The organism is Bradyrhizobium sp. SZCCHNS3002 (assembly GCF_032377435.1).
Lineage (GTDB): Bacteria > Pseudomonadota > Alphaproteobacteria > Rhizobiales > Xanthobacteraceae > Bradyrhizobium.
Window position 1 is genome coordinate 70,161 of record NZ_JAUHHY010000009.1, and the last position, 22,421, is coordinate 92,581.

21 protein-coding genes are annotated in these 22,421 nt (G+C 65.8%); 14 read left to right on the forward strand and 7 right to left on the reverse strand.

The features are described 5' to 3' along the window. Positions 1 to 47: 47 nt before the first annotated feature. The 3 genes from QW845_RS19765 to QW845_RS19775 form a co-directional block, all read right to left on the reverse strand. Positions 48 to 443, reverse strand: coding sequence for a hypothetical protein (locus tag QW845_RS19765; protein ID WP_315803224.1), 396 nt, complete (start codon positions 441 to 443; stop codon positions 48 to 50). A gap of 2 nt (positions 444 to 445) precedes the next feature. Next, positions 446 to 850 carry a DUF350 domain-containing protein gene (locus tag QW845_RS19770; protein ID WP_315757399.1) on the reverse strand — a complete coding sequence of 135 codons (405 nt, stop codon included), beginning with the start codon at positions 848 to 850 and terminating at the stop codon, positions 446 to 448. Between the two features lie 69 nt (positions 851 to 919). Further along, positions 920 to 1,675: a GntR family transcriptional regulator gene (locus tag QW845_RS19775; RefSeq protein WP_315803225.1), complete on the reverse strand. Its 756-nt coding sequence runs from the start codon at positions 1,673 to 1,675 to the stop codon at positions 920 to 922. 204 nt (positions 1,676 to 1,879) lie between these two features. Here QW845_RS19775 and QW845_RS19780 point away from each other — a divergent pair, with 204 nt between their 5' ends. The 6 genes from QW845_RS19780 to QW845_RS19805 all read left to right on the forward strand — a co-directional run bounded on the left by QW845_RS19780 (position 1,880) and on the right by QW845_RS19805 (position 9,568). Further along, positions 1,880 to 2,881, forward strand: coding sequence for an ABC transporter substrate-binding protein (locus QW845_RS19780; RefSeq protein ID WP_315803491.1), 1,002 nt, complete (start codon positions 1,880 to 1,882; stop codon positions 2,879 to 2,881). Between the two features lies 1 nt (position 2,882). Further along, a complete protein-coding gene (locus QW845_RS19785) occupies positions 2,883 to 3,692 on the forward strand; it encodes an ABC transporter permease (RefSeq protein ID WP_315803226.1) in 810 nt (269 codons plus the stop codon). Positions 3,693 to 3,694: 2 nt separating this feature from the next. After that, positions 3,695 to 4,465, forward strand: a complete 771-nt coding sequence (locus tag QW845_RS19790) for an ABC transporter ATP-binding protein (protein ID WP_315803227.1) — start codon at positions 3,695 to 3,697, stop codon at positions 4,463 to 4,465. Between the two features lie 340 nt (positions 4,466 to 4,805). Continuing rightward, on the forward strand, positions 4,806 to 5,534 hold the full coding sequence (locus QW845_RS19795) for an aspartate/glutamate racemase family protein (RefSeq protein WP_315803228.1): 729 nt from the start codon (positions 4,806 to 4,808) through the stop codon (positions 5,532 to 5,534). Positions 5,535 to 5,553: 19 nt separating this feature from the next. Continuing rightward, positions 5,554 to 6,957: a dihydropyrimidinase gene (gene hydA, locus QW845_RS19800; RefSeq protein WP_315803229.1), complete on the forward strand. Its 1,404-nt coding sequence runs from the start codon at positions 5,554 to 5,556 to the stop codon at positions 6,955 to 6,957. A gap of 526 nt (positions 6,958 to 7,483) precedes the next feature. Continuing rightward, positions 7,484 to 9,568, forward strand: a complete 2,085-nt coding sequence (locus QW845_RS19805) for a phospholipase D-like domain-containing protein (RefSeq protein ID WP_315803230.1) — start codon at positions 7,484 to 7,486, stop codon at positions 9,566 to 9,568. A 1,286-nt stretch (positions 9,569 to 10,854) separates the two neighbouring features. On the opposite strand, the gene ctrA is transcribed toward QW845_RS19805, so the two are convergent. Beyond that, complete coding sequence (ctrA, locus tag QW845_RS19810) at positions 10,855 to 11,556, reverse strand: response regulator transcription factor CtrA (protein WP_012046382.1); 702 nt, start codon at positions 11,554 to 11,556, stop codon at positions 10,855 to 10,857. A gap of 440 nt (positions 11,557 to 11,996) precedes the next feature. Between ctrA and fliI the strand changes: the two genes are divergently transcribed. The 4 genes from fliI (at position 11,997) to QW845_RS19830 (ending at position 15,653) form a co-directional block, all read left to right on the forward strand. Continuing rightward, the gene (gene fliI, locus QW845_RS19815; RefSeq protein ID WP_315803231.1) at positions 11,997 to 13,319 is read left to right on the forward strand and encodes a flagellar protein export ATPase FliI; all 1,323 of its coding nucleotides are present in this window, start codon (positions 11,997 to 11,999) and stop codon (positions 13,317 to 13,319) included. 109 nt (positions 13,320 to 13,428) lie between these two features. Continuing rightward, positions 13,429 to 13,848 (forward strand): flagellar export protein FliJ, encoded by a 420-nt coding sequence (gene fliJ / locus QW845_RS19820; protein ID WP_315714036.1) that lies wholly within the window; start codon positions 13,429 to 13,431, stop codon positions 13,846 to 13,848. A gap of 153 nt (positions 13,849 to 14,001) precedes the next feature. Continuing rightward, positions 14,002 to 14,550, forward strand: coding sequence for a sigma-70 family RNA polymerase sigma factor (locus QW845_RS19825; RefSeq protein ID WP_315714037.1), 549 nt, complete (start codon positions 14,002 to 14,004; stop codon positions 14,548 to 14,550). A gap of 53 nt (positions 14,551 to 14,603) precedes the next feature. Then, the gene (locus QW845_RS19830) at positions 14,604 to 15,653 is read left to right on the forward strand and encodes an anti-sigma factor domain-containing protein (protein WP_315803232.1); all 1,050 of its coding nucleotides are present in this window, start codon (positions 14,604 to 14,606) and stop codon (positions 15,651 to 15,653) included. Between the two features lie 131 nt (positions 15,654 to 15,784). On the opposite strand, the gene QW845_RS19835 is transcribed toward QW845_RS19830, so the two are convergent. Further along, on the reverse strand, positions 15,785 to 15,985 hold the full coding sequence (locus tag QW845_RS19835) for a hypothetical protein (protein WP_315803233.1): 201 nt from the start codon (positions 15,983 to 15,985) through the stop codon (positions 15,785 to 15,787). Positions 15,986 to 16,346: 361 nt separating this feature from the next. Further along, complete coding sequence (gene flhA, locus QW845_RS19840) at positions 16,347 to 18,479, reverse strand: flagellar biosynthesis protein FlhA (protein WP_315803234.1); 2,133 nt, start codon at positions 18,477 to 18,479, stop codon at positions 16,347 to 16,349. A 1,005-nt stretch (positions 18,480 to 19,484) separates the two neighbouring features. Between flhA and QW845_RS19845 the strand changes: the two genes are divergently transcribed. Continuing rightward, positions 19,485 to 19,652 (forward strand): hypothetical protein, encoded by a 168-nt coding sequence (locus QW845_RS19845; RefSeq protein WP_315803235.1) that lies wholly within the window; start codon positions 19,485 to 19,487, stop codon positions 19,650 to 19,652. Positions 19,653 to 19,734: 82 nt separating this feature from the next. Further along, positions 19,735 to 20,250: a cytochrome family protein gene (locus tag QW845_RS19850; RefSeq protein WP_315803236.1), complete on the forward strand. Its 516-nt coding sequence runs from the start codon at positions 19,735 to 19,737 to the stop codon at positions 20,248 to 20,250. A 21-nt stretch (positions 20,251 to 20,271) separates the two neighbouring features. Here the strand turns inward: QW845_RS19850 and QW845_RS19855 are convergent, their stop codons facing one another. Next, positions 20,272 to 21,282, reverse strand: a complete 1,011-nt coding sequence (locus tag QW845_RS19855; RefSeq protein WP_315803237.1) for an NAD(P)-dependent alcohol dehydrogenase — start codon at positions 21,280 to 21,282, stop codon at positions 20,272 to 20,274. An 85-nt stretch (positions 21,283 to 21,367) separates the two neighbouring features. Here QW845_RS19855 and QW845_RS19860 point away from each other — a divergent pair, with 85 nt between their 5' ends. Next, positions 21,368 to 21,715, forward strand: a complete 348-nt coding sequence (locus QW845_RS19860) for a MerR family transcriptional regulator (RefSeq protein ID WP_315803238.1) — start codon at positions 21,368 to 21,370, stop codon at positions 21,713 to 21,715. A 33-nt stretch (positions 21,716 to 21,748) separates the two neighbouring features. Then, complete coding sequence (maiA, locus tag QW845_RS19865; RefSeq protein ID WP_315803239.1) at positions 21,749 to 22,420, forward strand: maleylacetoacetate isomerase; 672 nt, start codon at positions 21,749 to 21,751, stop codon at positions 22,418 to 22,420. The last annotated feature ends 1 nt before the right edge of the window (position 22,421 follow it).

The window sequence follows — 22,421 nt, forward strand, 5'->3', positions numbered from 1 at the left end:
GATGACAGCATGAACGCGGTGTTTTCACGGCGCCGGCGCGACGAAAATCAGCCGCCGCCTCCGAAGCCGTGTCCGAACGAGCCGAAGCCGCCGCGCGAGACATGGGCGGAGGAGGCCTCGGCGACATGGCTCGCGCCGCCGCTTCTGGAATCGCTGTCGCCGCTGGAGAATCCCCAGCGGCTGGAGCCGCTGCCGCCGCTGCCACCGCCGCTCGAGCGGCGCGTCGTGCACTCGCTGGTCTGCGGCTGGCCGGCCATCGTCGGCGTCTCGGCGCCTGGCTGCGGGCAGCTCTGCTGCCGCGGCATCAGCGCATAGGCCGTGCTGCCGACGGCGAGCGTGCCCATCAAGAGCAGCGCAACATGGCCGGAGCGCTTCACCGGCGGCGTCGCGGGCGGGGGCGGCATCGGCCGGCGCTTGCCGAATTCGCGGCGTTTCTCGGCCATGGTCAGATGATCATCGAGGCGGCGTTCAGCGCGCCGGCGGAAAGCGATGCGAGACCGAGCCAGATCGCCGAAGCCAGCTCGCCGGCGACGATGCGCTGGGCGAGATCCGGCACCGGAATGCGGACGAGGTAGTAGACGATCACCTGGACGATCAGCGCGACCAGCGCCCAGATCAGGCAGTCCAGCACGTTGGCGGAATGGGCGATGGCGCTGACCAGCGGCAGGGTGAAGCCGAGCAGGCTGAGGCCGAGCGCGATCGCGGCCGAGGGGTGATTGTCCCGGATCAGCTGGAATTCATTGTAGGGCGTGACGCGGGTGTAGACGAACAGGTAGGCCGTCACCGCGACCAGCGCGGTACAGAAGTACACCAGAAAGGCCGGCAGGCCGGCGAGCGATTGCAGGATCATGATCGGGCCAGGCGTGTGGAGCTCTCATCTGTCGCGATGCCAGCATGCCCGGTTCGACGTGAACAAAGTCTATCCGCCCTTCGCCAGGTCCTGCCTGGCCTGGTCCAGCATCTGCAGCACCGAATCGCCGGTCTTGCGAGTGTGTGCGGAGAGCGCCTGCGCGAAGCCGGCGCCGTCTCGGGCCCGCAGCAACGCCATGAAAGCCTCGTGCTCCCGGATCGACTCGTCCCAGCGCCGCGCGTCGTAGTTGGCCACGGCGCGGGCGCGGAAGACGCTCGCGTGCAGCGTGCTCCACATGTTGAGCAGCACGGCGTTGCCGGCGAGCCTGGTGATCTCGGCATGGATCTGCTGGTTGAGCCGGAAATAGGCGGCGCGCTCGGCGGCACGATGCAGCGCCACCAGCTCGGCATGTAGGGCGTCGAGCCTGGCAAGGTCGTCCGCCGTCGCACGCGCGGCCGCGGCGCGGCCCGCGGCGGCATCGAGCGACACCATCACGTCGAAGATCTCGGCAATCTCGTTTGCGTCGATCGGCGTCACCACGGGCGTGCGATGCGGCCGCAGCTCGATGAGGCCTTCGGCGGCGAGGATCTTGAAGGCCTCGCGCAGCGGCGTGCGCGACACGCCGAAGGTCTCGCACAGCATGCGCTCGGGCAAGGCAGCGCCGGCGGCGAGCTCGCCGTCCACGATCATCTCGCGCACCCTGGCGACGACCTGATCGTGCAGCGACAGCCGCTCGAGCGGCCGCTTGGAGTGGTCGGACGACAGCTTCAGCCGGGCCGGCTTGAAGCGCGTCTTCAGTCTGGGCCGGGGTGCAGGTGGGGTCATGTGGTCGCGGCTGCTCCGCTGCGAGATGCCTGAAATTCGGGCGATGCGCCCGCGGATCAGGCAGATTCTTCAAGATTACAGTGTCACTACATACTGATTTTATTGTATAAAATCAATATTGCATATCGCATCCAGTTGGCACGTCGCTTGCTGATGAGAGTTCAAGCCATGAGAGACAAGCCCGTGGATCGACCTGCCCTGGAGATGGATGTGAAACGTTTCGTGCTGCTCATTCTTGCCCTGTTGGCGCTGCCCTCGCTCAGCTTCGCCGACGACGCGTCCAAGATCAAACTCGGCTACGCCAAATGTGCGCATTGCACGCCGATGTCGCTGACGCCGCAATTCGCGGAGGGCGTCGCGATCGACGCCGTCAGCTTCAACACCGGCACGGACGCGCTGACCGCCTTGGTGTCGAAGAACATCGACGTCGCGCAGGTGACCTATCTGCATTACGCCATCGCGCTCGACAAAGGCTTCGACGTCGTCGCCATCTCCGGCCAGGTCAATGGCGGTTCGGCGATGCTGCTCGGCAATGACCTAGAGGTCGCGCCGGGCGACTGGGGCGCCTTGAAGGCGCTGATCGCCAAGTACAAGGCCGACGGCAAGCCGTTCCGCGTCGCCGCCTCGCGCGGCAATGCGCAGGACATCCACATGCGCGGCGCCTTCGCCAAGCAGGGCATCGACATCAACAAGGACGTGCAGTTCGTCAACATTCCCAATCCGTCCGATCATCTGCAGGCGCTGCGCCGCGGCGAGGTCGAGCTGATCTGCACCGTCGAGCCGTTCGCCACGCAGATCATGCAGGCCAAGGCGGCGAAGTTCTTCGGCTTCCCCTACGACCAGGCCGCCGGCAAGCTCACCAACCTGATCCTGACCCGCTCCGACGTCATCGCCTCCAATCCGAAGGCGCTCGAGGGCGTGGTGCGCGCGGTGGTCAAGGTCGACGCGCACATCGCCGCCGACAAGCCGGCGCTGATCGAGGTCATCTCCAAGATCACCGGCCTCGACAAGGCGATCGCCACCGGCGCGGTCGAGAATCTCGATCCCGATCCGAAGATGTACCGCGCCTCGGCGCTCGCCATCGCATCGATGATGCGCGACCTGAAATACATCAACTCGGACGTCACGGCCGCCGTCGAGAAGAACCTCGACTACCGCTTCCTGGAGGCGGCCACCGGCAAGCCGAAGACCGAGCTCGGCTACTGAGATGACGGCGCTCGCCCAGCTCAGGAAGCTCGACCGCGCCATTGTGCCCGTGCTGGCGCTCGCCGGCTGGGAGGCGTTCTCGCGCTCGGGGGCGCTGCCGGCAGCCTTGCTGCCGGCGCCGTCGACGGTGGTGTGGGCGTGGGCGGACTGGCTGGTCGGTACCGACGGCAACACCCAGACCTACAGCGCGCACTGGCTGGCCGACATGCTGGCCAGCCTGTCGCGCGTCGCGGCCGGCTTCGCCATTGCCACGGTGCTCGGCGTCGCGCTCGGCGTCGCCATCGGCTGGTCGCGCAAGACCGAGCTCATCATCGAGCCGACCTTGCAGATGCTCCGGCCGATCCCGCCGGTGTCGTGGATCCCGCTCGCCATCATCTGGTTCGGCATCGCCAACAAGCCGGCGATCTTCCTGGTGTTCCTTGGCGCGTTCTTTCCGATCCTGCTCAACACCATCCACGGCGTGAAGACCTGCGACCGCAACCTCATCCGCGCCGGCGCCATGGTCGGCGGCAGCGAGCGCAAGCTGCTGCGCTACATCGTGGTCCCAGCGGCCATGCCGAGCATCTTTGCAGGTCTGCGCATCGGCATCGGCTCGGCCTGGATGCTGACGGTGACCGCCGAAATGGTCGCGGTGAAGAGCGGGCTCGGCTACGTGCTGTGGGACAGCTACTACTTCCTGCGCTACGATCTGGTGCTGGCGGCGATGGCGAGCATCGGCCTGCTCGGCTTCTGCAGCGATCTCGCCATCCGCACCGTGATGGCGCGCGTGCTGCATTGGCAGCGCAACACCACGCTTCGCGGCGGAGAGTAACGATGGCCACGATCGAGATCTCCGGCGTCTCCAAGATCTTCACCGACAGGAAGCGCAACGCCGACGTCACCGCGCTGAGCGAGATCGACCTCTCCATCGCCCGCAACGAATTCGTCTGCCTGCTCGGGCCCTCGGGCTGCGGCAAGTCCACGCTGCTCAACATGATCGCCGGCTTCGAGCAGCCGAGCGCCGGCAGCGTCACGGTCGACGGACGGCCGGTCACCGCGCCCGGCGCCGACCGCGGCGTGGTGTTCCAGCACGCCAACCTGATGCCGTGGCTGCCGGTGTGGGAGAACGTGGCCTTTCACCTCCTGCTCGGCGGCGGCCAGAAGGCTGAGCGCCGCGCCCGCGCGCAGGTCTATATCGACATGGTCGGGCTCACCGGCTTCGAGAACCACTATCCGTCCGAGCTGTCGGGCGGCATGAACCAGCGCGTCGGCATCGCGCGGGCGCTGCTGATGAACCCGCAGGTCATCCTGATGGACGAGCCGTTCGGTGCGCTCGACGAGCAGACCCGCATGGACATGCAGACCGAGCTGGTGCGGATCTGGCAGCAGCACCAGGGCACGATCGTGTTCGTCACCCATGGCATCGACGAGGCGCTGACCTTGGGCACCCATGTGGCGGTGATGAGCGCACGGCCGGGGCGCATCGTCGAGATCATCCCGATCGATCTGCCGCGCCCGCGCGACATCACCAGCCCGCAATTCAACGCGCTGAAGCGGCATATTCTGGCGTTGCTGCGTGGGGAGCGGGAGAGGGCGCTGGCATGATTGGCGCCTGTCTCCATGGTGCGGAGATTCTGAACCTACTCTCACAGTGGCGCCGAACCGCCGCATCACCGATGACGCGTGCTGTCGCGGCACGGGCGGTGCACCCTCTCCCCTTGTGGGAGAGGGTGGTTTCTCACGAAGTGAGAAACCGGGTGAGGGGTCTCTCTCCGCGGTCTCATCTGTCGAGGCAGACCCCTCACCCGAGCGAGGCCGCTGCACGTTCGTGCATGCCCTCTCCCACAAGGGGAGAGGGCATAGTCACCGGCGGATCGCCCGCTTCTGCTGTTCAAGTATTTCCCGATGGGCCGGAGTTGGCTATGGCAAAGGGATTCACTCACCCATGACCAAGCGCACGCTTCTCGGCATGCTGACGCCGTCGTCGAACACCGCGCTGGAGCCGATCACCTCGGCGATGGTCGCGAGCCTGCCCAACGTCTCGGCGCATTTCTCCCGCTTCAAGGTCACCGAGATTGCGCTGTCGACCGACGCGCTGGCGCAGTTCGACATCAGCAACATCCTGCGTGCCGCCGAGCTGCTCGCCCATGCCAAGGTCGACGTCATCGGCTGGAACGGCACATCCTCGGGTTGGCTCGGCTTCGAGACCGACATGCGCCTCTGCGAGCAGATCACCGCCGCGACCGGCATTCCCGCGACCACCTCGATGCTGGCGCTGAACGAGATCCTGGCGTCATCGAATGCCACGTCGCTCGGTCTCGTCACGCCCTATCGCGACGACGTGCAGGCGCGCATCATCGCCAATTATGCAAAGCTCGGCATTGCCTGCCGCGGCGACCGGCATCTCAATTTGCAGGACAATTTCTCCTTCGCCGAGGTGACGCCCGCGGAGATCGAGACCATGATCCGCGAGGTGGCGCGCGAGAAGCCGGATGCCATCGCGGTGGTCTGCACCAACATGCGCGCCGCGCCGCTGGCGGCGCGGCTCGAGCTGGAGACCGGCATTCCGATCCTCGACACCATCGCCACCGTGGTATGGAAGTCGCTGAAATTGGCGGGTACGGATCCCCGCGGCGTTAGCGGGTGGGGATCGCTGTTTCAGAGATTCGCCTGAGATTGGGAGAGCGCGTCACATGGCTGCATTCGACACCGTCATCCGCAACGGCACCGTCGCCACCGCGAGCGACACGTATCAGGCGGATGTCGCCATCAAACAGGGCCGCATCGCCGCGATCGGCGAAGCCATCACCGATGCCGATGAGATCGTCGATGCATCGGGCCTGCTGGTGCTGCCCGGCGGCATCGACAGCCACGTCCATATCAGCCAGCCGTCCGGCCCGGGCATCGTCATGGCCGACGATTTCGAGAGCGCGACGCGCGCCGCGGCGTTCGGCGGCAACACCTTCGTGATGCCCTATTGCCTGCAGGAGAAGGGCCAGCCGCTACGCGCGGCGCTGAAGGACTATCACGCGCTGGCCGACCAGACCTGCTATGTCGACCACTCCTTCCACCTGATCATCGCCGATCCCTCGGAGTCCGTGCTCGGCCAGGAGCTGCCGGCGCTGGTCGCCGACGGCTATTCGTCGCTGAAGATCTTCATGACCTATGAGGGTCTCGCACTGAACGACTACGAGATCCTCGGCGTGCTGCAGGTCGCGCGCGAGCAGGGCGCCCTGGTGCAGATCCACGCCGAGAACTACGACGCCATCCGCTTCCTCACCGACCGGCTGGAGCGCGCCGGCAAGGTCGCGCCATACTATCACGGCAAGTCGCGGCCAATTCCGGTCGAGCGCGAGGCCACCCATCGCGCGATCTCGCTGGCCGAGCTGATCGACGTTCCCATCGTCATCGTCCACGTCTCCAACCGCGAGGCGATGGAGGAGATCCGTCGCGCGCAGGCGCGCGGCCTGAAGATCCACGGCGAGACCTGCCCGCAATATCTGGTGCTGACCGAGGAGGACATGCAGGGCCTCAACATGGAAGGCGCCAAATATGTCTGCTCGCCGCCGCCGCGCGACAAGGCGAGCCAGGAGGCCTGCTGGGAGGGCCTGCAAAGGGGCGTGTTCTCGCTGTTCTCGTCGGATCACTGCCCGTTCCGCTACGACGACGAGGCCGGCAAGCTGACCCCGAAGGGCCGCACCAGCTTCCGCTGGGTGCCGAACGGCATCCCCGGCGTCGAGACCCGGCTGCCGATCCTGTTCTCCGAAGGCGTCAGCAAGGGCCGCATCACCCTCAACCAGTTCGTCGCCTTCACCGCCACCAACCACGCCAAGACCTACGGCCTGAAAGGCAAGGGCTCCATCGCCATTGGCTACGACGCCGACATCGCACTGTGGGACCCGAACAAGACGGCGACCATCAGCCAGGCCGGTTTGCACCACGGCTCCGACTACACGCCGTATGAAGGCATCGAGATCACGGGCTGGCCGGTCGCGACCATGCTGCGCGGCAAGTTCGTCGTCCGCGACGGCGAGTTGGTCGGCGCCAAGGGCGACGGCCGCTACGTCAGCCGCGGCAAGCCCGGCGCCGTGGCCTAACGCACGCTCGATCCTCGCGTCGTCGCGAGCGAAGCGATTTGTGGGCCGTAGCTCGCAGAGCGAAGGCGGAAGCAATCCAGTGTCGCGGGCGTAGCCCTGGATTGCTTCGTCGCTTCGCTCCTCGCAATGACGCGAGGATGGATCGCGCCGAACTCATCGCCGTCTGGCGCCAAACTCTCGCGGCAGCGTCGGTGCGCCCCCCTTGCGGGGAGAGGTCGAGGGTGGGGGTCCACGCATTCCGCTCTCTCGGTGAGAGCACGTGTCGTGCAAGCGCCGTCAGCATTCCACATGAACACCGGGATCCATAGCGCGTCCCACGACCTTCAGCGCTGGCGGACCCCCAACCCCAACCCCCTCCCCGCAGGGGGGAGGGGAGCTGACCTCGCGTGCCGCGTGAGCTCGCAGGTCACGATCCTCGCCCTCCCGCACCGCACTGCCGTGCCCTCGATTTCCCTTTCCTGCCCCGGATGCATCGAACCGTTGTTGCAACCCGGAGACATATCCTTGTCAGACGAGGAGTGCCGCCATGCCCGCGCTTGCATTTTCCAACAACGATATCGCCGTCGTCGCCTGGACCTTCGACCGCCGCCTCGATGGCTGCCTGGGCTTCGCCATTCACCGCATCGACATCGCCGATAACACCGACACGGTGCTGCCGGCGCTGGCGCGGTTTGCCGGGCAGACCGCCGACAGGCTCGCCACCGACCAGGCGCCGGTGCAGAAGTTCTGGTGGAAGGACCTCTATGCCAAACGCGGCGGCACCTACAAATATCGCGTCGTGCCGATGGGCGGCACGCCCGGCCAGACGCTGACGCCGCTCGCCGGCGTCGCGCCGCTGGAGAGCAATGCGGTCACGCTGACGCCGGAGCGGCCGCCGTTCCACGTCTATTTCAACCGCGGCATCACCGCGACCCAGGCGCTCAGCCATGCGCTGAACGACAAGCCGAGCGTGTCGGCGCTGGCGCCGCACATCCTCGATCCCGCCGATCCCATTCGCATCCGTCTGATGGGCCAGCTCCAGGACGGCCTGACCTCGCTGCTCGCGCGCGCCGATGCCGGCGGCGGCACCATCCACGCCGCGCTCTACGAGCTCAACGATCCCAACGGCCTGGAGAAGCAGCTCCACCGGAACCCGGCAAGCCGCACCGTCATTCTCGGCAACGAGCAGGGCAAGGACTCTGACGATGCCGACGCCGAGAACCGCGCCAATCTGAAGGCGGCCGGCGTCGCCGTGATCGACCGCATCCTCGACAAGGGCAGCATCCCGCACAACAAGTTCATGGTGCTCACCGAGAACGGCAAGCCGAGCGCGGTGCTGTCAGGCTCGACCAACTGGACCTCGACCGGCCTGTGCACCCAGACCAACAACGCGCTGGTGGTGGAAAGCCCGGTGCTGGCGCAGCGCTACCTCGGCTATTGGAACGCGCTGAAGGCCGACGTCGCCGCCGCCGCCGGCAACAAGGCGGCACTGCAGTCGCAGACCTTGCGCGACTTCGCCCATGCCAACAATGCCGACGCGATCCAGGCGCCGGTCGACCTCGGCCACGGCGTCACCGTCGAGCCGATGTTCTCGCCCAACACCCACGGCAAGCTCGGCAAGAATCCCGATACGCCCGGTGACATGGGCCGCGTGTTCGAACTGATGAAGGGCGCCAAGTACGCCGTGCTGTTCCTCGCCTTCGACCCCGGCAACAACTCGATCCTCGACGTCGCCGGCCAGTTGCTCAAGGACAAGCCCGATCTGTTCGTGCGCGGCGCGCTGACCAGCCCGGTGCGCGCGACGAACTTCTCCGCCGCGCTGCATTCCGGCGGTCATTCGGAACGTCCGGCGGAGGCGGGCGCGGACGACTCGGCGCCCCAGGTGACGGTGGTCGGCGAGGCCGGCAAGCCGAAGCAGCCGGGCGCCACGGGCAGCATCGATTTTCGTGCGGTGCCGGCCGGCGCGGTGCAGGACGCGTTCGGCAAGTGGGAGCGGGAGCTCGGCAAATACGGCTTCGCCATCATCCACAGCAAGATCGTGGTGATCGATCCGTTCAGCGACGACTGCGTCGTCGTCACCGGCTCGCACAATCTCGGCTTCCGCGCCTCGCACAACAACGACGAGAACATGCTGATCATCCGCGGCCACCGCGGCCTCGCCGAGGCTTATGCCTGCCACGTCCTCGACCTCTACGACCACTACGCCTGGCGCTTCCTGTTGCAGCAGCACCCCGACATCTTCGGCAAGCCGCTGCAGGGCGATGACAGCTGGCAGGACCGGTACATCAAGGGCGCCGAGGAGAAGTCACCGGAGCTGCGGTTCTGGCTGTCGGCGGCGGGTGGGAGTGGGGCTCCGGCCGCGGGGACGGTGCCGGCGAAGAAGCCGGCTGCAAAGACGAACCCTTCGACGACGTCCGACAAGCCCGTCAAGAAGACCGCGAAGAAGGCTGCCGCTGCAGCGAAGACCGTGGCAGGCGGCAAAAAGACGACGAAGAAAAAAGCCGCAAAGACGGCGACGAAGAAGGCCGCCGGAAAGAAGGCCAAAGCGAAGGCGAGCAAGAAGGCGGCCAAGAAGAAGACGGCAAAGAGCGCTAAGCGAGCAACGAAGAGCGGGGCGAGGAAGGGGCGCTGATGGCACTCGGCCTGCGCTGCGAGGTGCCGACCATCTCGATCCTTGCGACCGGCTCCTTGGCTTCGATGCTGCCGTCGGCCTTCTCGTAAGCTGTTCCCACTTCGGCGTCGGGTGAAAGGTTGCTTCCGACGCCGATGAGTCTTCTGCACACGGGCCGATGCAGCGAAAACCGGCAGGAAACTTTCGCGGACACGGCTTGCGGTCTGCGCTGACCCCAACGCAAGCCTGTCAGTTCGTGCTCGACCGGACGAATTTCGGCTTCTCAAAAATTCTTCTTTCGCTTTTGCAGAATTTGTGTTTTACTCGCTCCGTCCCACCCCAACGAGGGGACGCTTCGCGGTCGTCACGGACGTCGGGTGTGGGATGCGATGGGCGTTGGAGATCGCAGCATGGCTTGGCCGTGCCGACGAACGATCTCCGGCGCACGGTGAAATCGTGTGGTCCTGGCCTCCCGGTGCTGAGGCCAAGCGCGTGGGCGTTGCGGTCAAGCGCTGCCTGCGGGTGATGGGGGCAAGACAGCCGGTCCCCAGGGAGATCGCGTATAAATCGTAAAGCCATCGCGCGGGGAGGGCCGGGTGTTACGGCCAGACCTGTGGTGACTGCCGCCTGCTTTCTTTTCTGCAGGCGGGCCACGGGCGCGGCCAGCGCCCGGCCTTCCCTGCGCCCTCAGTTAGGTAGAGGGCGGTGAGAATGGCACATCACTCGGGCGCGGGGCGCTGCGAGATCGCGATGACATGGGATGATGGATTTTGGAGAGATCGATGGCGGGCGATGGCGCGCGAGGGCCAGGCGCCCTTTGCCTGATGAAAGGCGAGGGCGGCCGTGTCCGGTCGTTTGAGGCGTGCGAGCGCGGCGCGCTCCCCTCCCCCTTGCGGCAGGGCGATCGCATATGGTTTTCCTGGGCGGACCGTTCATGGCCTCATGGTTCGAGACGCGTCGCAAGAGCGACGCTCCTCACCATGAGGATCAACAGCTTTGCGGCGGAGAAGGCCCTCATCCTGAGGAGCCCGCCGAAGGCGGGCGTCTCGAAGGATGGTCGCGGAAAGACTGCGCGCCCTGCCTCTTTCACCAAATGCGATCGCCCTCCCCGCAAGGGGGAGGGGAGCGCAGCGGGCGCGTGGCGAGAGCTTGGCTCCATCGCCGATTGCCAGGCGCGAGGCGCTCGTTCCGTCGGAGGCGCCCGCTCCATGAACAACCACCCCCACAAACAAAAACCCCGCCATTTGCGGCGGGGCCCAGTCTGGGAGGAGCAAGCCGTGAGGCCTGCCGGAGGACCCAGTGAAAGATCAGGCGGGGATGCGCTCGTCCATGTCGTGCGGCTCGCGCAGCACGTAGCCGCGGCCCCAGACGGTCTCGATGAAGTTACGGCCCTCGGAGGCGTTGGCGAGCTTCTTGCGCAGCTTGCAGATGAAGACGTCGATGATCTTCAGCTCGGGCTCGTCCATGCCGCCGTAGAGATGGTTGAGGAACATCTCCTTGGTGAGGGTGGTGCCCTTGCGGAGCGAGAGCAGCTCCAGCATCTGGTATTCCTTGCCGGTCAGGTGCACGCGCTGGCCGCCGACTTCGACCGTCTTGGTGTCGAGGTTGACGACGAGGTCGCCGGTCTGGATGACCGACTGGGCGTGGCCCTTGGAACGGCGGACGATCGCGTGGATGCGGGCGATCAGCTCGTCCTTGTGGAACGGCTTGGTCATGTAGTCGTCGGCGCCGAAGCCGAGACCCTTGACCTTGTCCTCGATGCCGGCGAGGCCGGACAGAATGAGGATCGGCGTCTTGATCTTCGACACGCGCAGCTGCTTGAGCACGTCGTAACCGGACATGTCGGGCAGATTGAGGTCGAGAAGGATGATGTCGTAGTCGTACAACTTGCCGAGGTCGACGCCTTCTTCGCCCAGGTCAGTCGTGTAGACATTGAAGCTTTCGGACTTCAACATCAGTTCGATCGACTGCGCGACGGCGCTGTCATCCTCAATCAGCAAAACGCGCATGCCAGTTCCCCATAGTCGCCGCTCCGGGCGTCAGGTCGGCCGCCATCTGCGGCACTCAAAACGCCTTTGAACAACTGATTCGGATCCTGACGAGAGATGGTTAACAAATCCTGATTCCCCTCCGCAAGCTCTATCCGTGCAATTTTTATCGAATCGCCGTAAGGTGTTGCGATGAAGCAGTTTTTCTTAGCCGCTCTCGTTCAAGCTCCATGTTAAGAGATGGACCTAACCGACTCTCGGATCTCACCGCTTTTTGAGGGCGGCAAAGCGAAGCACGTCAGTCACTCCAGACCATGACGTAATGATTAATGATGCGAGTAAACACAGAGTTAAACCGACGACGCGAATCTGCCCCTACTTAAGGTTTTCGCAATGAAGGCTCTGGTGCAATGCCCTCTCTCTCGCAATGAAGGCGCTTTGGCAATGAAGGCTCTTCCGCAATGAAGGCTCTGGCCGAGCAGATCAGCGACATCGACGCCGTGAACACCTATGGGCGTGTCGTCGGCGTGAAGGGACTCATGGTGGAGATCGCCGGGCCGATTCATGCGATGTCGGTCGGCGCGCGCATCGTGATCGAGACCGGCAACAATTACATCCCTGCCGAAGTGATCGGGTTCTCCGGCAAGAACGCCGTGGTGATGCCGTTCGCCGGGCTGGAGGGCGTGCGCCGCGGCTGCCGTGCCGTGATCGCCAATGCCGCCAATCAGGTGCGGCCGTCGCCGGCCTGGCTCGGCCGCGTCATCAATGCGATGGGCGAGCCGATCGACGGCAAGGGGCCGCTGCCGCAGGGCGCCTCGCCGGTTCCCTATCGGAACAATCCGCCACCGGCGCATTCGCGACGGCGTGTCGGTGCGCCGCTCGATCTCGGCGTTCGCGCACTCAACACCTTTCTCACCTGTTGCCGCGGCCAGCGGCTCGGCATCTTCGCCGGCTCCGGCGTCGGCAAATCGGTGCTGCTGTCGATGCTGGCGCGCAACGTCGATGCGGCAGTGTCGGTGATCGGACTGATCGGCGAGCGCGGCCGCGAGGTGCAGGAGTTCCTGCAGGACGATCTCGGCGATGAGGGCCTCGCGCGCTCCGTCGTGGTGGTCGCGACCTCGGACGAGCCGGCGCTGATGCGAAGGCAGGCGGCGTATCTGACGCTCGCGATCTCCGAATATTTTCGCGACGAGGGCAAGGATGTCCTTTGCCTGATGGACTCGGTCACGCGCTTTGCGATGGCGCAGCGCGAGATCGGGCTGTCGGCCGGCGAACCGCCGACCGCGAAGGGCTACACGCCGACGGTGTTCACCGAGCTGCCGAAACTGCTCGAGCGGGCGGGGCCGGGCAGCGGCGAGGGTACCATCACCGGAATCTTCACGGTGCTGGTCGATGGCGACGATCACAACGAGCCGGTGGCGGATGCGGTCCGCGGCATTCTCGACGGCCACGTCGTGATGCAGCGTTCGATCGCCGAACGCGGCCGCTATCCGGCAATCAACGTCCTGAAATCGGTGTCGCGGACGATGCCGAAATCGGCCGACCCCGTATTCTTGCCGACGATCATGCGGGCGCGCCAGGTGATGGCGACCTATGCCGACATGGAGGAGCTGATCCGGCTCGGCGCCTATCGCGCCGGTTCCAGCCCGGAGGTCGACGAGGCGATCCGGCTGCACGAGCCGCTGGAGGCGTTCCTGCGCCAGCGCAAGGACGAGGTCTCGACGCTGCAGAGCGGGTATCGGGAGCTGGAACAGATCCTGGGGCGCTTGGAAACGGAAAGCTAACTTTGTCGGGTAATCATCCCCTCCATGTAACGAGCCTAGTCGGCGAGCCCAGCACGGGCGGCCGGCCCTGTCCCGCGCCGTATACGGGACTTCTGGGGAGTATGAGTCGATGAAGTCGCGCGAAACGCTGATCCGTCTGAAGAAATTTCAGGTGGATGAGAAACGCCGCCGGGTGACGCAGATCGAGGGCATGATCGCTGACTTCCAGCGCATGTCGGCCGAGCTCGAGCGGGAGATCCAGACCGAGCAGGAGCGGGCCGGCATCAACGACCCGACCCATTTTGCCTATCCGACCTACGCCAAGGCCGCGATCCAGCGCCGGGAAAACCTGACGCGCTCGGCCGACGAGCTGCGCACCCAGCTCGAGGACGCCAAGGCCGCGTTGTCCGAGGCGTTCGAGGAGATGAAGAAGGTCGAGCTGCTCGACGAGCGTGACCAGGCCCGCGAGAAGGCCGAGGAGAGCGCCCGCGAGCAGGCGGACATGGACTCGATCGGCCTGATGCGCGCCCGGCTCGGCGTCATCGCCTGAGCCCGTCGCCGTCACGGCTTGAGCTTTCGAAAACCCGGGCCGCGAGGTCCGGGTTTTTCGTCGCGCCCGCCCCGGTGGAGAGTTGCCCAGGACTTGTGCTACGGGAGGACGTAGGCTCGAACGAGGGAGTGGGGCGATTTTCGGGGACGCTGAATGCTGACGCCGGCAGAGCTGGTCTGGTTGCTTGCCGCTGTTGCCAAAGGGGACGAGGCCGCCTTCGAGCGCCTCTACGCGGCGACGCGCGCGAAACTCTATGGCGTCGTGCTCCGTATCTTGCACCGACAGGACCTCGCCGAGGAGGTCGTCCAGGAGACCTATGTGAAGGTCTGGAACAACGCCGCGCAGTTCAACCCGGCCGTGTCGTCCCCGATCACCTGGATGGCCGCCATCGCCCGCAACCGCGCCATCGATCTGGTGCGCAAGCGCGGCGAGCTGTCGTTGGAGGATGAGCCCTCCGCGCTCGAGGTGGCTGCCGAGACGCCGGACCCGCTGGCGCGCCGCGAGATGTCGGAGGAGCTCAAGCGTCTTTTGGAATGCGTCGGCCAGCTCGAGCCCGACCGCCAGAAGCTCGTGCTGCTTGCCTACTACAACGGCTGGAGCCGCGAGCAATTGGCGACCAAGTTCGAGGCGCCGGTGAACACGGTGAAGACCTGGCTGCGGCGGAGCATGATGGACATCCGCCAATGTCTCGGTCTCGGATGAGGTGCTGTTCGAGCCGGCGAGAGATCTTGTAGGTGACGTGATCTGGACCTGTGATGGCGTATAGCGAAGACCATATCGCGCTGGCGGCGGAATATGCGCTCGGGACGCTCGACGCCGCCGAACGGGCGCAGGTCGAGACCATGATGGCGGTCGACACCGATTTTGTCGCGCTAGTCCAGGCGTGGGAATTCCGTCTCGGTCCGCTCAACCAGATGGTCGGGCTGGTCGAGCCGCGCCCCGAGCTGTGGGAGCGCATCAAGGCCGAGATCGCGCAGTTGCGCGCGAACGCCGCGGCCGAGCCTGCGGCGGTTGTCGAGGTTCCGGTCGTCGTCGCTCCGCCGGAGCCGGAAACTGCCGAGGCTCCAGCGCTCGTCGCCGAAGCTCCGCCGGCCGATGTACCCAAGCTCGAGGCGCCAACCGTCGAGGTTGCCGAGATCGAAGCCGCGAAGATCGGCGCTCCCGCGATTCAGGTCGCTCCGCGAGACATCGGTGTCGAAGCCCCGGCCATCGCAGCCCGGCGAAATGCGCCTGCGACGGACGAGGTTGCGAACGACAACGCGAACATCGTTCGCCTCTCGTCCAAGGTCCGGCAGTTGCGCGCGGTCGCCAACATCATGACCGCGATCGCCGCCGTGCTGCTTGCGCTGGTCGGTGTCCAGGTCTACCGCCCCGACCTGCTGCCGCGGCCATTGCAGCCGAAGCCGCGAATCCAGACCGTCGAGGTCAAGGTGCCGGCCGTGCAGCCCTCGGCCCAGTTCGTTGCCCTCCTGCAAAAGGACGCGGCGTCGCCGGCGTTCATCTTGACCGTCGATGCCGCCAGCAAGAGCTACACCGTGCGCCGGGTCGGCGCCGCGCCGGAGCCGGGCAAGAGCTTCGAGTTGTGGCTCGTGTCCGACAAGCTGCAGAAGCCGCGCTCGCTCGGCGTGATCGGCGGCAGCGACTTCACCAGCCGTCCCGTTCTCTCGTCCTACGACGCGGACACAGTGAGTCGCGCGACCTACGCGGTCACGGTCGAGCCGGAGGGCGGGTCGCCGACCGGGCAGGCGACCGGGCCGATCGTGTTTACCGGCAAGCTGATCGAGACCGTGCCGCCGGCGCGTTGAGGCAAGCGGCCAAATAGAAAACGCCCGTGGGGAGCGGGCGTTTTCAGTAGTCGACTTGGGGTTGGGTCTACTACATATCCACGCGGCCAGTTGGGGGGCTGTGAGAACCGCGTGAATTCCGGGAATTCCTGTCAGCGAACCAGCGAGGTCTCCGAACTCGTCACCGCAATCGGCTTGCCGGCCTTGATGACCTTTGCCGTCTGCGTGTAGTTCGGCTCCGCGTTGAGACGGGCCGAGATGCCGAGGCCGGCCACCGCGATGCCAGCCACGAGCGCAACCACCACGATCTTGAGGTGGGTCGTCCGATCCGCGCTGTAAATCGAGTGGTTCATGGAAGCCTCCTGCCGTCTTCCGTCCTTCGCTGATTCGTGTGAACCGGGAGCGTTCCGGTTCATCGTCTCGCGTCAACTAACGTAGGAAACCTCAATTCTGTTTCATAGGCCGCATCACAAGTGTGTGATAATGCGTGATGTCTCGCGATCGAAAATCGCTGAAATGTCACTTTTTATAGCTATATCAATAATTTAAATTGTTGTGCGGTGTACGGATGAAACTTCGGCCACCTAACGCAAAATTAAGAAAACGTTTGCCTGTGGCGGTAAAGCAAGGGGTGGTCCTGCCGGTAAAAACGGCACAAGCCGGCGCCTAGCGCCGGCTCCCCGGATGAAACGCGCTCGGGAATCCTCGGTTCCGTCACACGCTGCCCACCGTCTTCAGCCGCGCCCGCGGATGAATCTCCGCCTGCGACAGCACCGTGGTCTGGGCGCGGAAGCGCTCGACCAGCGAGCGGACGAAGGGCCGGATCGCCGCCGACGTCACCAGCACCGGCGACTCTCCTTCGCGTGCGGCGCGCTCGAAGGCGTCGCGCGTGGCGGTCATGAACTCCGACAGTTTCGACGGCTGCATCGCGAGGCTGCGCTCCTCGCCCTGGCCGATCAGCGATTCCGCGAACGCCTGCTCCCATTTCGCCGACAGCGCGATCAGCGGCAGGTAGCCCATCGGCGAGGTGTTCTGCGCGCAGATCTGGCGTGCCAAGCGGGCGCGGACATGCTCGACGATCGTGGCCGGGTTGCGCGAGAAGGCGAGCGCGTCGGCGATGCCTTCGAGGATGGTCGAGAGATCACGGATCGAGATCCGCTCCGACAGCAGCAGTTGCAGCACGCGCTGGATGCCGGAGATCGTGATCTGCGTCGGCACGATGTCCTTGACCAGCTCGCTCTGCTCCTTCGGCAGCTCCTTCAGGAGCTTCTGCACCTCGCCGTAGGACAAGAGATCGCTCATATTGGCCTTGAGCAGCTCGGTCAGGTGCGTCGACAGCACGGTCGCCGCGTCCACCACCGTGTAGCCCTTGAGCGTCGCCTCTTCCTTCAGGCCGGCGTCGACCCAGGTGGCGGGCAGGCCGAAGGTCGGCTCGGTGGTGTGGATGCCGGGCACCGCGACCTGGTTGCCGCCGGGGTCCATGACCATGAACTGGCTCGGCCAGATCTTGCCGGAGCCGGCGTCGACCTCCTTGATCTTGATGATGTAGGTGTTGGCCTCGAGCTGGACGTTGTCGAGGATGCGCACCGACGGCATCACGAAGCCCATTTCGATTGCCAGCGAGCGGCGCAGCGCCTTGATCTGGTCGGTGAGGCGGTCGGTGCCGTCGGGCGCGTTGACCAGCGGCAGCAGCGCATAGCCGAGCTCGATCTTGAGGTCGTCGATCTTGAGCGCGGCGGAGATCGGCTCTTCGGCGGCCGCGGCTGCTGCGGCGGCGGCGGCAGGGGCCGCAGCTTCTGCGGCGGCTTCCTCCGCCTTGGCCACCTGCTTCTGCTTGCGCGCCTTGAACGCGAGCGCGGCGGCGCCGCCGCCGAGCGCCAGGAACGGAATGGTCGGGATGCCCGGCAGCGCCGCCAGCACCAGCATGACCGCGGCGGACATGCCGAGCGCCTGCGGATAGCCGGAGAACTGCTTGATCAGCGCCTTGTCGGCGGCGCCGCTGACGCCGGCCTTGGAGACCAGCAGGCCTGCGGCGGTCGAGACGATCAGCGCCGGCACCTGGGTGACGAGGCCGTCGCCGACGGTCAGCGTGGTGTAGGTGCGGGCGGCCTCGGCAAAACCCAGGCCCTGCTGGGCGACGCCGATGATGATGCCGCCGATGATGTTGATGAAGACGACGAGCAGGCCGGCGACCGCGTCGCCGCGGACGAACTTCGACGCACCGTCCATGGCGCCGAAGAAGCCGCTTTCGTCCTCCAGCTCCTTGCGCCTGACCTTGGCGACCTTCTCGTCGATCAGGCCGGCGGAGAGGTCGGCGTCGATCGCCATCTGCTTGCCGGGCATCGAGTCGAGGTGGAAGCGCGCCGCGACTTCGGCGATGCGGCCCGAACCCTTGGTGATGACGACGAAGTTCACCGTCACCAGGATCGCGAACACGATGATGCCGATGACGAAATTGCCGCCCATCACGAAGTTGCCGAACGCCTCGATGACGTGGCCGGCGGCATCGGTGCCCTCGTGGCCGCGCGACAGGATCAGCCGGGTCGAGGCCAGGTTGAGCGACAGCCGCAGCATCGTCGAGATCAGCAGGATGGTCGGGAAGGACGAGAATTCCAGCGGCGCCTGGATGAACAGGGCGGTCATCAGGATCAGGATCGACAGGGTGATCGAGATCGCCAGGAAAAGATCGAGCACCAGCGAGGGCAGCGGCAGGATCAGCACCACCAGGATGGTGAGGATGCCGAGCGCCAGCGCGATGTCGCCGCGCAGGACTGCTGTCTTGAGGTCAGCGAATGAGAACCCGCCGGCCGGAGACCCCGCGCCTTGACCCGCCGTGACGTCGACCATGGCTTTCGCCCCTTCCCGCGGGCCGCGTCTGCCGGCCCCAAACGACTGCGCGGCGGCCGATGGGCCGCCGTTCCGAACCTGAGGTACCGCGCCGGCGTCCACGGAAGCTCTCCTCCGTCAACTGCACCCGCCCACGACACGCACGTTCCACCCGGCAATTTTTGCCCGGTGTATGGTTAGCGTTCGGTTAATGGCGGTTAACAAAAGGTTGCGGGAGGGGATGGGCTCTCCCGCCGCATCTTCGATGGGCCGCCGCGGTCGGGGGCCTCGCCCTTCGAGACGCCCGCCTTTCGGCGGGCTCCTCAGGGTGAGGGGAGGCGCTGTCAGGCTGCACGCCCGCCGACAAGCTCCGGTCCAAGCGCACGCTGAGCACGGTCGATGTCCAGCGCCGCTCTCGGAGCTCACCCCTCTCCATGAAGATGCTGTGAGCGTGTTCATGGTCAATGTGCAGCACCGCCTTTGGTGCCAGACCCTCATGGTGAGGAGCCGCGCAGCGGCGTCTCGAACCATGAGGCCCCCGCCGCGCCCGACACCAAGCTGCACGAATGAGCGTGTTCTCGCAGACATGAGCGATCGTCTCCCGCGGCGCATCGCGCCCGAGCTGTGCATCAGGTCCGCCCTCGAAACAAATGGAGGGCGCAGGGAAGGCCGGGCGCTGGCCGCGCCCGTGGCCCGCCTGCAGAAAAAAAGCAGGCGGCAGTCACCACAGGTCTGGCCCGGAACACCCGGCCTTCCCTGCGCGACGGTTGGAACGGCTTATACGTGGTCTCCCTGGTGCGCCGGGCTTGTTGGCCACCATCCCTGGCGCAATGCGTTTGCATTGCGCCACGTTGATACCAGCGTCGGGGTATCAGGACCGCACGATTTCGCCGTGCGCAACGAACCGTTCGTCCGCGCGGCACGAGGCCACGCTGCGATTCGCTGCGCCCATCGCATCCCACCTCCCACGTCTCGTGACGGTCGCGACACGCCCCTCCGGCGGAAGCAGGACGGGGAGAGATATACATGATTTCGGAAAAAATGAAAGAGGAATATTTCGTCAAATCGAAATTCAGGTTTTCGGGTTCACCCGGTAGAGCTCCGCGCTCGCGCGTGGGACGGCTGCGCGCGTCGCGCAAAGCAATGTGGCCGTATCGTGCGGGTGGCACGGCGGGCGGCATCAAACTTTTCTGATCGCTGCGATCAGCGTTTGCGATTGGCGGTGAGGCACGTCGCTCTTTAGAAGTCTTCTAAATTAAATTCAGGAGAACCGAAGATGCATCCAACGAAGCTCCGCCGTCGTCTGCGGCTTACAGTGACAGCCGCTGGCCTCGTCGGGCTTGCATCGCTCATCGGGGTCGCTGCGCCCAAGGCGGAGACGCCGACACCTCCCCCAGCGCCGGCCTACCTCCCGACCATCAGCGACCTGATGATCGCGACCATCCAGCCGCGCCACCTCAGGCTTTGGATCGCCGGCCATAGCGGCAATTGGGCGTTCAGTGCCTATGAGCTCGGCAATCTCAAGGGCGCGTTCAATCGCGTCGGCCGGGCGCAGCCGCTGGTCGAGGGCAATTCGTTCGCCGACATGACGACGGCCGTGACGCAGCAGCCTTTCGACGAACTGGCGCAGGCCATCAAGCAGAAGGACATCGGCCGTTTCGAGCGCTCCTATGCCGACCTTACGGCGGCCTGCAATTCGTGCCACCAGGCGCTCAATCGCGCCGCCGTGGTCATCAAGGTGCCGCAGACCGCCAGCGTTGCCGACCAGGATTTCACGCCCGGCTCGGAGTGATCGCGGGGGACGAAGTCTCGCCTAGAGCCTCACGACGATCTTGCCGAAATGCGAGCCAGACCGGAGATGGGCGAACGCTTCGGGAGCGTCGTCGAAGTCGTAGACCCGATCGACGATGGGGTGAATCGCGTGTTCGCTCAGAAATCGATTCATCGCCGTGAAATGTTCGACCGAGCCGACGGTGACGCCGATGATGTCGGCGTTCTCCCACTGCAGGCGGGCGAGATCGGGCTTGGGGCCGAACCCCGTCAAGACACCGATCTGGACGATCTTGCCACCTGAAGCGACCGAGCGCAGCGAGCGGTCGTAGGTGCCGGGGCCGCCGAGTTCGAGGACATGACTGGCGCCTTCGCCATCCGTCGCTGTCGTCACCGCGACATCCCAATCGGGCGTGTCGCGGTAGTTGATGAGGATCGAGGCGCCGAGCGCCCTGGCGCGGGCGAGCTTTTCATCCGAGGACGAGATGACGATCGCGCGGGCGCCCAGCGCGGCGGCGAACTGAAGGCCGAACAGCGCGACGCCGCCGGTTCCCTGGACCAGTAGCGTGGCGCCCTTGCCCATCCCGCCACGGGTGAGGAGGCCATGCCAGGCCGTCACGGCGGCACAGGGCAGGGTCGCGGCTTCGATCGACGTCAGGTGCGCCGGCGCCGCGACTAGCGCCGTCGCCGGCAGCACCACGTACTCGGCCAGCATGCCATCCATCGTGCTGCCGCCGAGGGATGACGGAACATAGCTTGCCTTGAACGGCCCGGAGATCCAATCGCGAAAGAACGACGCGGCCACGCGGTCGCCGGGGCGCCATTGAGCCACATCGGAGCCGACCGCATCGACGAGGCCTGCGCCGTCGGACAGCGGAATGCGGCCGTCGAAACCGCCTTCACCCGCTCGGTCGAGGATCAGGAGGTCGCGGTAGTTGAGGCTTGCCGCCTCGACCCGGACGCGGACTTCGCCACGGCCAGGTTCGGGCTTGACGACGTCGGTGCGCACCAGGCGCCCCGCGCCCGCATGGCCGTTCAAATGATAGGCTTTCATCGTTGCTCCCTTCACAAGTGGACTCCACTTGGATGAGCGCGATCTGTAAGGTCTGACAGCGCTGTCAGGGTCAAGAGGGTTTCAGATGAAGATCGGCGAACTCTCCCGGAGGACGGGAGTGAGCATCCGGATGCTGCGTTACTACGAGGACGAGGGCCTGCTTGCGCCGCAACGAACATCGTCCGGCTATCGCGACTACGGGCCGGCGGACGAGGAAGCCGTGCGCCGGATCAAGCTGCTCGGCGCCGCCGGGTTGACCCTCGAGACGATCAAGCAGTTGCTCCCGTGCGTGCGGAACACCCGTCCGGACTTCAGGCCTTGCGACAATCTGCGACGCGTGCTGGCGCAGCAGGTCGGCCTCATCGATCAACGCATCGCGGCGCTCAGCCAGAGCCGGACGGTTCTCGCTGGCTTTCTATCGAGCGTGAACTGATCGCCAGTCACTCGCCGGCCCAGGAGAGTCCGCATGAAGCTCTATTCGTTCTGGCAGTCGCTCGCGAGCTTTCGGGTGCGGATCGCGCTCAACCTCAAGGGAATCGCCTACGAGCTGGTCGCAGTCGATGTCGATCGGCAGCAGCATCGTGAGGGTGGCTATGCCTCGCTCAACCCGCAGATGGCGCTGCCGGCGCTCGTGCTCGACGACGGCACGGTGCTGACGCAGTCGCTGGCGATCCTCGACTATCTCGACGAAGCCTGTCCGGGCGCGGCGCTGTTGCCTGACGATGCCAAGGGACGCGCGCGGGTGCGGGCGCTGGCGGCGATGATCGCCTGCGACGCGCACCCGCTGACGACGCCGCGGGTGCAGCGCTATCTCACCGAGGTGCTGCACGTGGACGACGCGGCGCGCGCGGCCTGGCTCAGGCATTGGGCGGCGGAGATGCTGGCGGCGGTCGAGGCCCAGCTCGCCGGCCATGCCGCGACCGGGCGGTTCTGCCATGGCGATGCGCCGACGATGGCCGACATCTGCCTCGCCGGCCACGCCGTCTTCGCGCGCAACAAGGGCCTCGATCTCGGCGCGACGCCGACGGTGCAGCGCGTGTTCGAGGCGGCGATGGCGCTGCCGGCGTTCGCCTCCGCCCATCCGTTGGCGCAGCCGGACACGCCGGCAGCGCTGCGCGGCAAGCCCGCGGCGTCGTAGT

Bases quoted from the DNA above. Each gene is read 5' to 3' on its own strand.
- hydA (WP_315803229.1), top strand. From the start codon at position 5,554: ATGGCTGCATTCGACACCGTCATCCGCAACGGCACCGTCGCCACCGCG.
- QW845_RS19795 (WP_315803228.1), top strand. From the start codon at position 4,806: ATGACCAAGCGCACGCTTCTCGGCATGCTGACGCCGTCGTCGAACACC.
- QW845_RS19855 (WP_315803237.1), bottom strand. From the start codon at position 21,282: ATGAAAGCCTATCATTTGAACGGCCATGCGGGCGCGGGGCGCCTGGTG.
- QW845_RS19770 (WP_315757399.1), bottom strand. From the start codon at position 850: ATGATCCTGCAATCGCTCGCCGGCCTGCCGGCCTTTCTGGTGTACTTC.
- QW845_RS19835 (WP_315803233.1), bottom strand. From the start codon at position 15,985: ATGAACCACTCGATTTACAGCGCGGATCGGACGACCCACCTCAAGATC.
- QW845_RS19860 (WP_315803238.1), top strand. From the start codon at position 21,368: ATGAAGATCGGCGAACTCTCCCGGAGGACGGGAGTGAGCATCCGGATG.
- QW845_RS19765 (WP_315803224.1), bottom strand. From the start codon at position 443: ATGGCCGAGAAACGCCGCGAATTCGGCAAGCGCCGGCCGATGCCGCCC.
- fliJ (WP_315714036.1), top strand. From the start codon at position 13,429: ATGAAGTCGCGCGAAACGCTGATCCGTCTGAAGAAATTTCAGGTGGAT.
- QW845_RS19825 (WP_315714037.1), top strand. From the start codon at position 14,002: ATGCTGACGCCGGCAGAGCTGGTCTGGTTGCTTGCCGCTGTTGCCAAA.
- fliI (WP_315803231.1), top strand. From the start codon at position 11,997: ATGAAGGCTCTGGCCGAGCAGATCAGCGACATCGACGCCGTGAACACC.
- QW845_RS19790 (WP_315803227.1), top strand. From the start codon at position 3,695: ATGGCCACGATCGAGATCTCCGGCGTCTCCAAGATCTTCACCGACAGG.
- QW845_RS19805 (WP_315803230.1), top strand. From the start codon at position 7,484: ATGCCCGCGCTTGCATTTTCCAACAACGATATCGCCGTCGTCGCCTGG.
- QW845_RS19845 (WP_315803235.1), top strand. From the start codon at position 19,485: ATGATTTCGGAAAAAATGAAAGAGGAATATTTCGTCAAATCGAAATTC.
- QW845_RS19850 (WP_315803236.1), top strand. From the start codon at position 19,735: ATGCATCCAACGAAGCTCCGCCGTCGTCTGCGGCTTACAGTGACAGCC.
- QW845_RS19780 (WP_315803491.1), top strand. From the start codon at position 1,880: ATGGATGTGAAACGTTTCGTGCTGCTCATTCTTGCCCTGTTGGCGCTG.
- maiA (WP_315803239.1), top strand. From the start codon at position 21,749: ATGAAGCTCTATTCGTTCTGGCAGTCGCTCGCGAGCTTTCGGGTGCGG.
- ctrA (WP_012046382.1), bottom strand. From the start codon at position 11,556: ATGCGCGTTTTGCTGATTGAGGATGACAGCGCCGTCGCGCAGTCGATC.
- QW845_RS19830 (WP_315803232.1), top strand. From the start codon at position 14,604: ATGGCGTATAGCGAAGACCATATCGCGCTGGCGGCGGAATATGCGCTC.
- QW845_RS19785 (WP_315803226.1), top strand. From the start codon at position 2,883: ATGACGGCGCTCGCCCAGCTCAGGAAGCTCGACCGCGCCATTGTGCCC.
- QW845_RS19775 (WP_315803225.1), bottom strand. From the start codon at position 1,675: ATGACCCCACCTGCACCCCGGCCCAGACTGAAGACGCGCTTCAAGCCG.
- flhA (WP_315803234.1), bottom strand. From the start codon at position 18,479: ATGGTCGACGTCACGGCGGGTCAAGGCGCGGGGTCTCCGGCCGGCGGG.